Genomic DNA, 11,191 nt, shown 5'->3' with positions numbered 1-11,191 from the left:
CAAAAGGCTATGCGTTGAGGGGAGTTTTTACCTTTGCAGGTGAGAGGTAGGCCGCAATTGTTAGACCGAGGTAGGCAGCCCATGCAAAGAGCTGCAGCCATGAGGTCGTTGTATCGAAGCCGATAGTTCCACCGAGCAAGGATGCGATAAATGATTCCTTCGGCATCCATGATGTGACATCCCATGCAAAGGCATCAGGTCCTGGCAAGATGCCGAATTCTTGGAATTCATGGATTCCATAGGAGAGAACTCCTGCTGCAACAACGATCAGCGCCACACCTGAGTATGTGAAGAACTTACCCAAATTAAGTTTGAGTGAGCGGTTGTAGATTCCATAACCAAGTACTACAGCCAATGCGAGTCCAAGGATCAGTCCAAGAGTTGCTGTTGAGAAAGCTCCCACTGCTTTGAAATTGGAGTAGAGAAAGAGTGATGTTTCAAGGCCTTCACGGGCAACTGCGAAGAAGGCAAGGGTTGCAATAGAGAGAGCTCCTGATGAAACTGCAACCTCTGCCTTGCCATGGAGTTGATCGCGCAGACCACGTGCTGTGCGCTTCATCCAGAAGACCATCCATGTCACCATCGCAACTGCAACAAATGATGTTGTGCCAGCAAAGAGCTCTTCACCCTTATCGGAAAGCTCGGTTGAGGTGTAGGAGAGGAATGCTCCGAGTGCCAAGCTGGCGAAAAGGGCCAGAGAGACACCGGTCCAGAGTGCCCGTAAATGGCTTCTTTGATCACTCTTCACGAGGTAGGCAACAAGAATTCCAACGATGAGCGCGGCCTCGAGGCCTTCGCGAAGGGCGATGATGAATGTACTAAGCATGGTGTGAGGGTAATTGAGCCCGCCTATTTACGCAACTCTTATGTTGCGTAATTCATCACTCTTCTGGGGCAGCCTCTGCCTCTGCGGCGACCTCAGGGATTTCAAGGGGCTCACGCTCAGTCAGGGCCTGCTCCAGGATGGGAGAGGCTATTTCAGCCTGCCAGCGGCGCGCTCCCAGGGCTAGAAGGGCTTGCTCCACAGATCCCTCGGGAGGCTGCCAGCAGATGCGGCGCACAAGTTCTGGGCTAATCATATTTTCCAGAGGAATCGATAGCTCCTCGGCCCTCACCTGAAGATTAAACCTGGCATGAGTAAGGGGTGCATATTTTTCAGGGAATCTCTCACGCCAAATTTTAATGGGAGGAAGAACATCGCTCTTTGATCGAGTCTCTGGCCATTGATCCTCCGGCATCGCTATCGCATCGGTGATGCAGCTAATCCACGTGGCAGCATTTTCTAACCATCGCGCTCGCAAGCCAAGGGGGCGAAGAATTTTCTCTAGATGTTTGCGATTGGTAATCGGACCCTTATCCGCATTCATCGCTATCTCTGTAATCGCAGCATCGGAGAGAAGTCGCCCTGGTGAGATATCAAGATCTTGCGCCATCTCATTACGCGCCTGCCAGAGTTCGCGAACAACTGCCATGTGATTACGCTTTTTCATTTTATGCATTCCTGATGTTCTACGCCATGGATCAATACGTGGGGGAGCAGGTGGCGCAGCAAGAATGGCTGCAAAATCTTCTTCAGCCCACTTCCATTTTTTCGAATCAGCTAAGAGTTGATAAACCTTCTCGCGCAATTCAACGAGGAGCTCGACATCGAGAGCTGCATAGTTGAGCCAATCGTGTGGCAGAGGTCTTGTGGACCAATCCACTGCAGAGTGCTCCTTTGCAAGTGAGACCCCCATAAGAGATTCAAGGAGAGGCCCAAGACCTACGCGGGCAAGGCCCGCAATGCGTCCACCGAGTTCAGTATCAAAGAGGATGGTCGGATGGATTCCCACTTCGCGCAGACACGGTAGATCTTGCGTGCTGGCATGCAAGATAACTTCAACATCGTGAATGAGTTCATTGAGAGCGATAAAGCAGCGGTGGCCAGGACCAAATGCGATGGGATCGATGAGATGTAATCCGCCGTTGGTGCGCTTTATTTGAATCAAATATGCACGAGCACTGTATTTATAGCCTGATGCGCGTTCTGCATCGAATGCAAAGGGACCTGAACCAAGAGCTAACTGAGCAAGGGCGGCATCAAATAACTCTTCTGTGTTGATGATTGGTGGCACGCCATCGGCTGGGTGCAAAAGTGGAGTAGGTGCCGGTTCTTGCGGCGTTTGTTCTATCTCAGCCACGGCGACGAGCTGAACCAATGGATGCAACTCCATCAGGAATAGGTGGCAAGCCGGCAACCTCAGTCATGAGATTGCACCATGCCTGCACGTGAGCAAATATCTCTTCCGGTGAATCAATCTGAGGTGACCATGAAGCACGAATCTCAATTTCGGAATCATCATTACGAGGTGAAAGTTTTCCAAATGAGGCGCTCGATACTCGAGTAACTGTTCCGCTAGGTGCGTTGTATTGGGCCCCGGTTGCATTGAGAGAATCAAGTAACCAATTCCAGCCGACCTCTGGAAGCAGCGGATCTTCCTGCATCTCGCTATCGACATCTGCGCGCATAAAGCTCACGCAACGGAAATCACCTTCCCACGTATCTTGCCCACCTGGCTCGTGCAAAATAACAAAGCGCCCAGATGCAACTTCTTCCTCAGCATCTCCTGGCTGGCCATTGGAAATATCTGCGGTAAAGGCAAAAGAATATGTAGCAAGTTTTTGCGGAGCCGGCACTTCTTCCAAAATGATTTCAGGCCGTGGAGTGAAAGTACGAAGGAGCTCGATCATCTCTTCAAAAGTAAATGTCGATTTCACTGGTTAATTCTAAAGTTCGAAGTGCTTATTAGATGGGAGGCTGAGGGGGTAGGGCTGTAGAGTCCTCGCCATGGCCAGCCTCCTAGCTCTTCTGTCGAGCGGACTCTGGGGAAGCGCCGATTATCACGCAGGCAAGTTGAGTAAGAAATTTCCATCGATTGCAGTACTTGCCACTTCTCAGGCGATCGGATTTATCACAGGTCTGATTTTGGTCTTGGCTACCGGTGCGTGGAGTGCGCAGGCTTTTGGAAGCGATGGATATTTCTTTTCAGGTGCATGTGCTGGCCTCTGTGGATATGCAGGATTAATGAGTCTCTACGCCGCCCTCTCAACAGGACGCATGGGCGTTGTTTCACCGATTAGTTCACTCGGATCACTGATTCCTCTTGCCTACGCAATCATTTTCAAAGGCGATCAACTCTCAACGATATTAAGTATTGGAGTAGCGGCAGCACTGCTTGGTGGTTTCTTAGCAAGTGGCCCTGAAGTATCTCAAGGGCTTCCATTAAAACCCGTTCTTCTTTCACTCTCTGCTGCAGTCTTCTTCGGGTTCGCATTGGTCTTCATGGCTATCGGCTCTGAGAGCAGCGCCTTGATGACTATGACAATGATGCGCACTACAACGCTCATTATTGGAATTGGAATTTTTCTGAAGTTTCGCCATATGGGTGGACTTGGTAAGCCAGAACTTCCTATTCTGATCTTTATCGGTGTGGCAGATTTCGCAGCCAACCTATTGCTCGGAGTTGCAACTACCAAGGGATTGGTCTCACTTGCGATGGTGCTGGGCTCGCTCTATCCGATTGCCACAGCACTTCTTGCCTATAAATTCTTACATGAGCGTCTGCATAAAGTGCAGTATGTAGGAATCGCATTTGCAGTTATAGGTGTTGCCCTAATCTCAACGAGATAACTACCTACGTGCGGAGATAAATCGGGTCCCTGCTTCAACCTTCTCATCTACTTCAGAGAAGTGGGAGAGAAGTTCTTTCACATCAATGAGATCTTCTCCGCCAATTACATCTGTAATACTGAGCTCGAGCTCATCGACATAATCGGCATCTATTAATTCACGGATAATTGCAGCACCTGCTTCAATGTGAATATTGGGTCCAAAAGTTTTAGCTGCACGCTCTATTGCATCGGCAGGTGAAAGATTCCAGCAATGCGCCAAGCGATTATCAGCAAGTGGATTGATCAAGCTCTTTGAAATAACAATTATGGGAACAGGTGTGCGGTGATAGGGCTCTGTGCGCGCAGTATTGCCACCGATAATGATGCAGTCAGCGTTTCTACGTCGGGCAAGAAATGCTGTGCGATCGACTGTATTTGATACCCCAGCAGAATTTCCGTTCTTAGTTGTCGAGCCATCTGCCCCAACAACCAGCGTGACCGTGACTCTCATGTGAGTAAGAATATTGAATTTCTCACCCTTTTATGAGGCAAATCCCTCGTTCAAAATTGAAAATCTCCATAGATGGGCGTTAGCCTTAAAACATGAGAAAACGGTTGAGTGCTGGCTCTTTGGCAGCCATTGCGGTATTTCTCATCTCATTTACTACTCCACCGCTAGCAACTGCCGCCCAAACATTGGCTCAAGTTCAGGCACAAATCAATCGACTTGAAGAAGAGGCAACGACTGCTGCCGAAGGTGCGCAAGAGGCGAAGGTGAAGTTGGCATCATTAACGCGAAGTCTAGCTGGGATCCAGGCACAGGCTGCGATTCAGGGAAAGACAGTCGATGCAATTTCCAAGACTCTTGGCACCATTGCAGTCAATCAATATAAATCAGGATCATTAAGTCAGAGCCTTGAACTTCTCTTCTCCTCTGATCCATCTCTCTATCTTTCATCTGCGGGCTCACTTGAGGCAATTACCCGACGTAAGTCAACGGAGCTACGAAAATTCCAATCTGCAGAGCAACAGCTCAATGCAACATCTCTTACTGTGAGCGATCGACTCGCCCAGGTGAAGGTGTTGCAGAAGAAGTTGGCTGAGCGCAGTGCATTTGCGGCTTCAAAACTGGCCCAGGCAGAATCTCTTCTAGCTAAGTTAAAGAAGGAAGATCGCGAGCGATTAGCAAAACTTGCTGAAGATTTAGAGAATGCCGATCAAGCTTCATCGCTGCAAGCAGCAAAGAGTGCCGCAGGAGTTTCAGGTCGTGCAGGCATCGCGCTGAAATACGCTCTTTTGCAAATTGGTGATAGATATGTTTTCGGTGCCGCAGGTCTAACTACCTGGGATTGCTCAGGTCTTACGATGCGGGCCTTCCGAACAGCTGGTGTCTCACTTCCTCATTCATCCCGTGCACAATCGCGCATGGGTAAATCGATTTCCTTTAACCAGAAGAAGCCTGGCGATCTGATGTTCTTTGGTCGCCCGGTTTCACACGTGGGTATTTATCTGGGTGGCGGACGAATGGTCCATGCACCCCGTTCAGGATCGCGCGTGAAGGTCGCTGAAGCATCACTCGGTCGCAAGCCATTGGTCGCCGTGCGCCGGTTCTAATGAGCGCATCTCCGATTCTCTGTATTACAAATGATTTTGGCCCACGAGCCGGCGGTATTGAAACCTTCATCATCGGGCTCATTGAGCGAATGCCGAAGCATTCCGTCATCGTCTACACATCCTCACAAGAGGGCTCGCAAAGCTTCGATCAGGCTTGGCGTGAGAATTACGGTGTAGAAGTCATTAGAGATAGATCAAAGATTCTCCTGCCCTCACCGCGAGTAGGAAGGGCGGTAAGAAAGATTGCTCGCGAAAGAAAAGTAACAAAGGCATTCTTTGGCGCAGCTGCACCCCTTGCACTGCTGTCACAGGGTTTGCGTCGGGCGGGTGTCACTCGCATTGTTGCTCTCACGCATGGACATGAAGTTTGGTGGGCAAAGCTCTGGCCATTTTCATTTGCGATGCGTCGAATAGGTTCTGGCACAGATCACCTCACATATTTGGGAAGCTATACGAAGTCACAGATTGAGCGAGCTCTGCCTCAACGTGCGCGAGAATCAATGGTCAAGATTGCACCAGGAATTGATACCAATCACTTTGCACCACAGCCAAATGCGGCAGCACTTCGCGCAGAACTAGGTTTAACGCAGAAGAAAGTTATCGTCTCCGTGGGAAGACTGGTGCATCGCAAAGGCCAGGACACTCTGATTGAGGCAATGCCTGAAATCCTTGCTCAGGTACCTGATGCTCATCTGCTCTTCATTGGTGAGGGACCATACAAAGATTACTTAGTGAAGCGAGCTGCAGCTCTTCATATCACACACGCCATCACCTTTATTGGCCGTATTCACTATGCAGAACTACCTCGATATATCTGCGTGGGAGATATCTTTGCAATGCCATCTCGATCACGGTTAGCAGGACTTGAAGTTGAAGGACTGGGAATTGTTTATCTCGAGGCAAGTGCATGCGGACTTGCAGTCATCGGCGGTAAATCTGGGGGAGCACCGGATGCAGTTCTGGAAGGTGAGACCGGTTATGCCGTTGATGGCACATCACCGCATGATGTTGCAGTTGTCGCAATTAGATTGTTGAAGGATCCAGTACTAGCTACAAGTATGGGAGCTCGAGGACGAGCATGGATTATGAATGAGTGGCGCTGGGATACCTGGTCAAAGAGATTTAGCGAACTTTTCTAGCTAAGGCCTGATTGCTTAGCTTTCTCGATAGCTTGTACTCGGTTTTTCACACCCATTTTTCGATAGATCGCACTCAGATGGGTTTTAAGTGTTGATTCTGTGATGAATAAGGAATCTGCAAATTCCTTAAGCGGAGCTCCTTTATGTAGTTGCGAAAGAATTTGAAGCTCACGTTGAGACAGACCAAAAGTCTCGCGAGTACGTTTGATAGCACCTGCAATATCGCTCGCTGAAAAAGTCTGGGGTGAAAGTAATGCGTGCTCGATACTTGCAAGCAATTCGCTCGTGGGTGCAGCTTTTTGCACAAAGGCGCTAGCGCCAGCATTCATCGCAGCAAGTACATATACATCGCTCTCGTTAAGACTCAAGATGACGAGAGCAGTCTGTTGAGAGATTGAGCGGACCCAGGTCACGATATCTAGACCATTGCCATCAGGCAGATTGATATCAATAATGATTAGAGCAGGATTAAGTCTTGCAATTTGTGCAAATGCCTCCGCGCGCGAAGCTGCTTCATGAACATCAAACCTTTCTAATTTTTCCAGCGCTCGACGCACACCTGTGCGAACGACGGCATGATCATCAATGACAAGAGTTGCAATGAGTTTTGTCAGATCAATATCGCGATACGCGTGCCTTCAGTACTTTCTATAGTCAGACTTCCGCCGAGTGCATGAACTCGTTCGATAATTCCAGATATTCCGTAGTGGCCGTCTTTCACGTGCGCGCCTCCAATCCCGTTATCAATCACCTCAAGACAGGTTCGATTGTTGACGGGATAGAGATTGATGCCAATGTGGGTAGCCCTAGAGTGGGTAGAGCAATTACGTAGGATTTCTGTAGCAATGAGGATCAATTCAGCGTGGGCGCTCTCTACAAGCGCAACCTCCTCCAACCGAAATGTCACCTCACACCCTGCAAGCACTCTGGTGGCCAAGTCTTGTAGTTCGGTGTGTAGTGGCATGCTGGATTTTTTTCGTAGATGCAAAATTTCTCTACGCACCTTGCCAATTAACTCATCCACCGCAAATCGCGTCGAGCGAATATCCGTTCTTGCAGCCTTCGACAGTGACTCTTCTGAGAGAAGCAGATCGAGTGAATAACCAATACCCACAAGGTCCTGCGCGATGCCATCGTGAAGTTCCCGAGCAATACGTACTCGCTCAGGTGAAGGCATCTCCATCGAAGTTACTTTGTGAAGAGCGCAGTTATCTCTGGCGCATACTTTTCTGCGATGACGTGTCGCTTGAGCGATAGCTTGGCGGTGAGTTCTCCGCCTGCAATCGTGAAATCTTTTGCGAGTATTGTAAATTTACGAATTGATTCAGCTTTGGATACCGCCTTGTTAGCTTCATCTACTGCAGTTTGAATTACCGCAATTAAGTCTGGGTCATTAATCAAGGTATCAATCGTTGCACCAGTCTTACTATTTGCAGCAATCCATCCCTTTAGCATGTCTTGATCGATAGTAATGAGTGTTGCGATGAATGGTTGGTTATCTCCCACGACCATACATTGGCTCACGAGTGGGTGGGCACGTAGGCGATCTTCAAGAACTGCAGGAGCGACATTCTTTCCACCTGCAGTAACAATAATCTCCTTCTTGCGCCCTGTGATGTAGAGGAAGCCTTCATCATCTAAGCGACCAAGGTCTCCAGATTTAAACCACTTTCCATCAAATACTTCTTGATTGGCGCCATCGTTCTGCCAGTAACCACGCATGACGATATCTCCCTTGATCAGGACTTCACCGTCATCTGCAATTTTGATTGTTGTACCTGGAACGGGGCGACCAACTGAACCGACCCGAATATTCTTTGTGAGGTTAAGAGTTGCACCTGCTGTAGTTTCAGTAAGTCCATACCCTTCAAGAATTGTGATTCCAGCTCCACGATAGAAGTGGCCAAGGCGCGCTCCAAGAGGTGCGCCACCAGAAATAGCTGCCTCAACTTCTCCGCCCATCGCTGCACGAATCTTTGAGTAGACAAGCTTGTCGAAGAGTCCATGCTTCAGAGTGAGAAGTGGGTTAAATCCACGCTTATCTTTCGCCTCGCTGTAGGCGATAGCAACCTCTGCTGCTTTGCGGAAAATCTTTCCCTTACCTGCAGCATCTGCCTTTGCTTCAGCGCCGTTGTAAATCTTTTCAAATATGCGAGGAACAGCAAGTACGAATGATGGCTTAAATGAGGCAAGATCTGGTTGCAATCTTCCGACTGGATCACTGCAATGTGCAAGGTGAAGTCCAGCGTGAATTGCGCCGATTTCTACCATGCGACCAAATACGTGGGCGACAGGTAAGAAGAGAAGTGTTGATCCACCAGGCTTGAGGAAGAGATCACTGGCTCCCTCAACAACATTGCCACACTCAGCTAGGAAGTTTCCATGAGTGAGCTGAACACCTTTAGGGCGTCCAGTGGTACCTGATGTGTAGATCAGTGTTGCAAGAGTGTCAGGAACGAGAGCGTTACGACGCTTTTCAATTTCTTCATCAGAAATCTGTGATCCAGCCTTGCGAAGAGTTGCGAGTACATCTTCAGTCATTACCCACACATGTTTTGTGTGAGATGGCAGTACTGAGTCAACGAGCTCTTTATGTGTTGGTGTTTCAACAATGAGGCCCACAGATCCAGAATCATTAAGAATCCAATCAACCTGTTCTGCAGAGGATGTTTCATAAATTGGAACTACACAGCCACCGGCATACCAAATAGCAAAATCCAGAATGGTCCACTCATAACGGGTGCGGGCCATGATGGCAACGCGATCACCAATTGCGATACCTGCTGCAACAAGTCCTTTTGCAGTGGCACGAATCTCTTCTTCGACTTGTCGCGCTGTCATTGGTTGCCAACCGTCGCCTAAGGGACGTGACATCGTGATGCGCTCTGGTTCAAACCATGCGCGCTCTGCAATGAGATTGGTGAGGTTTCCAGCAGTAGCTGCAGGAATCATGGCCGGGTTTGTGACTTCGTTCATGACGCTAACGCTAGCGGGAGAGATGGGCAAAAGGGAAGATTCTCGCGCAAGATTGCTTGACGGTGGGGGCCAGAGAAGATTGGTAGCCTTGCGCCCATGTCCGAGAAGAGCGTTTCCACAGTCGTCATTGATGCACCCCTAGCCGAAGTCCAAGCCGCGCTCTTTGAGATCGGCTCATACCCCGAATGGCTTTCATCCATTAAGAAGGCTGATGTCATCGAACGCGATGGCGAGAACCGCGTCCTTAAAGCAAAGCTTGCAATCGATGCAGGAATGATGAAAGACCGTGTCACCTTGGATTATGACTGGAGCGCAGCTCCTGCAGCCCTGTCCTTCACTATGGATGAGGCAGATCTTTTGACGCAGATGGATGGCACATATCTTCTGAAGGCGATTGATGCCGATACAACACAGGTGACGTACGAACTCACAGTTGCTGTGAGCTTGCCAGTTCCTTCGATGATGATTACAAAAGCTCAACAGCAGACTATTGATGCAGCACTGAAAGAATTGGCTGAGCGAGTCGCATAAATGGCTTACACGATCGGCGTTGATGTTGGTGGAACAAAGGTTCTTGGCGGCGTCGTAGATGAATCTGGAACGGTAGTAAAGACCGCACGGCGCGACACACCTCGCGAGGGTGGATCAGCACTCACGCAGGCAATTGCAGATGTTGCCAAAGAATTAATGGCCGAATTCACGATTGATTCAGTGGGAGTATCGGCGGCAGGATTTGTTTCATCTGATCGTAAGACAATGCTTGCAACACCGAATATTGCAGGGTGGAACGGTGTTGATCTCGATTACCAACTCACATCGCTCATCGGTCTTCCTGTAGTTATTGAAAATGATGCTAATGCTGCTGCATGGGGTGAAGCGCGATTTGGTGCAGGTCGTGGAAAGCGTCACATGTTGATGCTCACAGTCGGCACAGGTATTGGTGGAGGAATTGTTGTCAATGGTGAGCTCTATCGTGGAGCTTTTGGAACTGCTGCAGAAATCGGACACATTCGCGTTGTTCCTGAGGGTCATCTCTGCGGCTGTGGTGCACGTGGATGTTTTGAACAATATGGATCTGGCAACGCCTTGATGCGCCATGCCCGTGAAGCAATTGCTGCAAGCCCAGATATTGCTCGCAATCTACTTTCCCGTGGAGATGGAACCCTTGAAGGTCTCACAGGTAAAGCGATCACAGATGCTGCGCGTGACGGTGATGCTGTGGCACTTGCCGCCTTTAATACGACAGCTCAATGGTTGGGTGCAGGTATTGCATCCCTTGCTGTGGTTTTAGACCCTGAGTGTGTAGTAATTGGTGGGGGAGTCATTGATGCGGGCGAGATCTTGCTCAAGCCAACTCGTGAAGCACTCGAGCGATCCATGCCTTTTGCTGGCAAGCACCCATACCCTGAAATTATTGGTGCGCAGTTGGGTAATGAGGCAGGACTTGTGGGAGTTGCAGATTTAGCACGATTGTAAATTAGAGCGCAGCTCCATCATCAGGATGATGATTGCGCGGATTGTTCTTCCATCGAGTGATTGCACGTAGCGCATCACGTAACTCTTGCTTAAAACTCTTCTTCTCAATTGCGGGGGGAGTGAATTGATTGTGATCTTCAAATGCATCTAACTCATCTAAATACGTTGTCGGAGAAGATTCATCAAGTGAGAGTCCTTCGACCATCGATTCAAACTCTGCATTAACGAGTTCATCATCGAATTCATCGCTCGATTCACGCTTGCTCATGGTTTATGTTCGCACAAAAGGGGGTAATCAGGCTAAATTAGCGCCTATGAACAACCTGCCCTACGGA

Annotated in this window: 13 protein-coding genes; 5 read left to right on the top strand and 8 right to left on the bottom strand. The window is 49.1% G+C overall.

The window, feature by feature from the left end; genetic code table 11:
- Positions 1–7: 7 nt before the first annotated feature.
- From efeU to A1sIIA65_RS04090, 3 genes are read right to left on the bottom strand one after another with little or no spacing between them, the layout of a single operon-like run.
- Complete coding sequence (efeU, locus tag A1sIIA65_RS04100) at positions 8–826, bottom strand: iron uptake transporter permease EfeU (protein ID WP_095676309.1); 819 nt, start codon at positions 824–826, stop codon at positions 8–10.
- A gap of 55 nt (positions 827–881) precedes the next feature.
- The gene (locus A1sIIA65_RS04095; RefSeq protein ID WP_223298500.1) at positions 882–2,180 is read right to left on the bottom strand and encodes an HRDC domain-containing protein; all 1,299 of its coding nucleotides are present in this window, start codon (positions 2,178–2,180) and stop codon (positions 882–884) included.
- A complete protein-coding gene (locus A1sIIA65_RS04090; RefSeq protein WP_223298011.1) occupies positions 2,173–2,757 on the bottom strand; it encodes a DUF3000 domain-containing protein in 585 nt (194 codons plus the stop codon). The genes A1sIIA65_RS04095 and A1sIIA65_RS04090 overlap by 8 nt, the downstream gene beginning before the upstream one ends.
- A gap of 70 nt (positions 2,758–2,827) precedes the next feature.
- Here A1sIIA65_RS04090 and A1sIIA65_RS04085 point away from each other — a divergent pair, with 70 nt between their 5' ends.
- Complete coding sequence (locus tag A1sIIA65_RS04085; RefSeq protein ID WP_095676307.1) at positions 2,828–3,670, top strand: DMT family transporter; 843 nt, start codon at positions 2,828–2,830, stop codon at positions 3,668–3,670.
- Here the strand turns inward: A1sIIA65_RS04085 and A1sIIA65_RS04080 are convergent, their stop codons facing one another.
- A complete protein-coding gene (locus A1sIIA65_RS04080) occupies positions 3,671–4,162 on the bottom strand; it encodes a dihydrofolate reductase family protein (RefSeq protein ID WP_095676306.1) in 492 nt (163 codons plus the stop codon).
- A gap of 92 nt (positions 4,163–4,254) precedes the next feature.
- On the opposite strand from A1sIIA65_RS04080, the gene A1sIIA65_RS04075 reads away from it, so the two are divergent.
- Positions 4,255–5,265 (top strand): C40 family peptidase, encoded by a 1,011-nt coding sequence (locus A1sIIA65_RS04075; RefSeq protein WP_095676305.1) that lies wholly within the window; start codon positions 4,255–4,257, stop codon positions 5,263–5,265.
- The gene (locus A1sIIA65_RS04070) at positions 5,265–6,404 is read left to right on the top strand and encodes a glycosyltransferase family 4 protein (RefSeq protein WP_095676304.1); all 1,140 of its coding nucleotides are present in this window, start codon (positions 5,265–5,267) and stop codon (positions 6,402–6,404) included. Before A1sIIA65_RS04075 ends, A1sIIA65_RS04070 begins: the two co-directional genes overlap by 1 nt.
- Here the strand turns inward: A1sIIA65_RS04070 and A1sIIA65_RS04065 are convergent.
- From A1sIIA65_RS04065 to A1sIIA65_RS04055, 3 genes are read right to left on the bottom strand one after another with little or no spacing between them, the layout of a single operon-like run.
- A complete protein-coding gene (locus A1sIIA65_RS04065) occupies positions 6,401–6,991 on the bottom strand; it encodes a response regulator (RefSeq protein ID WP_223298566.1) in 591 nt (196 codons plus the stop codon). The two genes, A1sIIA65_RS04070 and A1sIIA65_RS04065, sit on opposite strands and share 4 nt — an antisense overlap.
- Positions 6,992–7,014: 23 nt before the next feature.
- The gene (locus A1sIIA65_RS04060; protein ID WP_095676302.1) at positions 7,015–7,587 is read right to left on the bottom strand and encodes a sensor histidine kinase; all 573 of its coding nucleotides are present in this window, start codon (positions 7,585–7,587) and stop codon (positions 7,015–7,017) included.
- A 5-nt stretch (positions 7,588–7,592) separates the two neighbouring features.
- The gene (locus tag A1sIIA65_RS04055) at positions 7,593–9,380 is read right to left on the bottom strand and encodes an AMP-dependent synthetase/ligase (RefSeq protein ID WP_095676301.1); all 1,788 of its coding nucleotides are present in this window, start codon (positions 9,378–9,380) and stop codon (positions 7,593–7,595) included.
- Between the two features lie 96 nt (positions 9,381–9,476).
- On the opposite strand from A1sIIA65_RS04055, the gene A1sIIA65_RS04050 reads away from it, so the two are divergent.
- Both A1sIIA65_RS04050 and A1sIIA65_RS04045 read left to right on the top strand, forming a co-directional pair.
- The gene (locus tag A1sIIA65_RS04050) at positions 9,477–9,911 is read left to right on the top strand and encodes an SRPBCC family protein (RefSeq protein WP_095676300.1); all 435 of its coding nucleotides are present in this window, start codon (positions 9,477–9,479) and stop codon (positions 9,909–9,911) included.
- Positions 9,912–10,856 (top strand): ROK family glucokinase, encoded by a 945-nt coding sequence (locus A1sIIA65_RS04045; protein WP_095676299.1) that lies wholly within the window; start codon positions 9,912–9,914, stop codon positions 10,854–10,856.
- A 1-nt stretch (position 10,857) separates the two neighbouring features.
- Here the strand turns inward: A1sIIA65_RS04045 and A1sIIA65_RS04040 are convergent, their stop codons facing one another.
- Positions 10,858–11,124 (bottom strand): hypothetical protein, encoded by a 267-nt coding sequence (locus A1sIIA65_RS04040; protein WP_095676298.1) that lies wholly within the window; start codon positions 11,122–11,124, stop codon positions 10,858–10,860.
- Between the last annotated feature and the right edge of the window lie 67 nt (positions 11,125–11,191).

This window comes from Candidatus Planktophila dulcis, from assembly GCF_002288225.1.
GTDB classification, from domain to species: Bacteria; Actinomycetota; Actinomycetes; order Nanopelagicales; family Nanopelagicaceae; genus Planktophila; species Planktophila dulcis.
Note: the sequence above shows the minus strand (reverse complement) of the source record. Positions and strands in the feature narration are given on the sequence as shown.

What these genes read in the sequence shown, in the direction of transcription:
- A1sIIA65_RS04075 (WP_095676305.1), top strand. Translation starts at nt 4,255, where the DNA reads ATGAGAAAACGGTTGAGTGCTGGCTCTTTGGCAGCCATTGCGGTATTT.
- A1sIIA65_RS04045 (WP_095676299.1), top strand. Translation starts at nt 9,912, where the DNA reads ATGGCTTACACGATCGGCGTTGATGTTGGTGGAACAAAGGTTCTTGGC.
- A1sIIA65_RS04080 (WP_095676306.1), bottom strand. Translation starts at nt 4,162, where the DNA reads ATGAGAGTCACGGTCACGCTGGTTGTTGGGGCAGATGGCTCGACAACT.
- A1sIIA65_RS04055 (WP_095676301.1), bottom strand. Translation starts at nt 9,380, where the DNA reads ATGAACGAAGTCACAAACCCGGCCATGATTCCTGCAGCTACTGCTGGA.
- efeU (WP_095676309.1), bottom strand. Translation starts at nt 826, where the DNA reads ATGCTTAGTACATTCATCATCGCCCTTCGCGAAGGCCTCGAGGCCGCG.
- A1sIIA65_RS04070 (WP_095676304.1), top strand. Translation starts at nt 5,265, where the DNA reads ATGAGCGCATCTCCGATTCTCTGTATTACAAATGATTTTGGCCCACGA.
- A1sIIA65_RS04085 (WP_095676307.1), top strand. Translation starts at nt 2,828, where the DNA reads ATGGCCAGCCTCCTAGCTCTTCTGTCGAGCGGACTCTGGGGAAGCGCC.
- A1sIIA65_RS04060 (WP_095676302.1), bottom strand. Translation starts at nt 7,587, where the DNA reads ATGGAGATGCCTTCACCTGAGCGAGTACGTATTGCTCGGGAACTTCAC.
- A1sIIA65_RS04040 (WP_095676298.1), bottom strand. Translation starts at nt 11,124, where the DNA reads ATGAGCAAGCGTGAATCGAGCGATGAATTCGATGATGAACTCGTTAAT.
- A1sIIA65_RS04050 (WP_095676300.1), top strand. Translation starts at nt 9,477, where the DNA reads ATGTCCGAGAAGAGCGTTTCCACAGTCGTCATTGATGCACCCCTAGCC.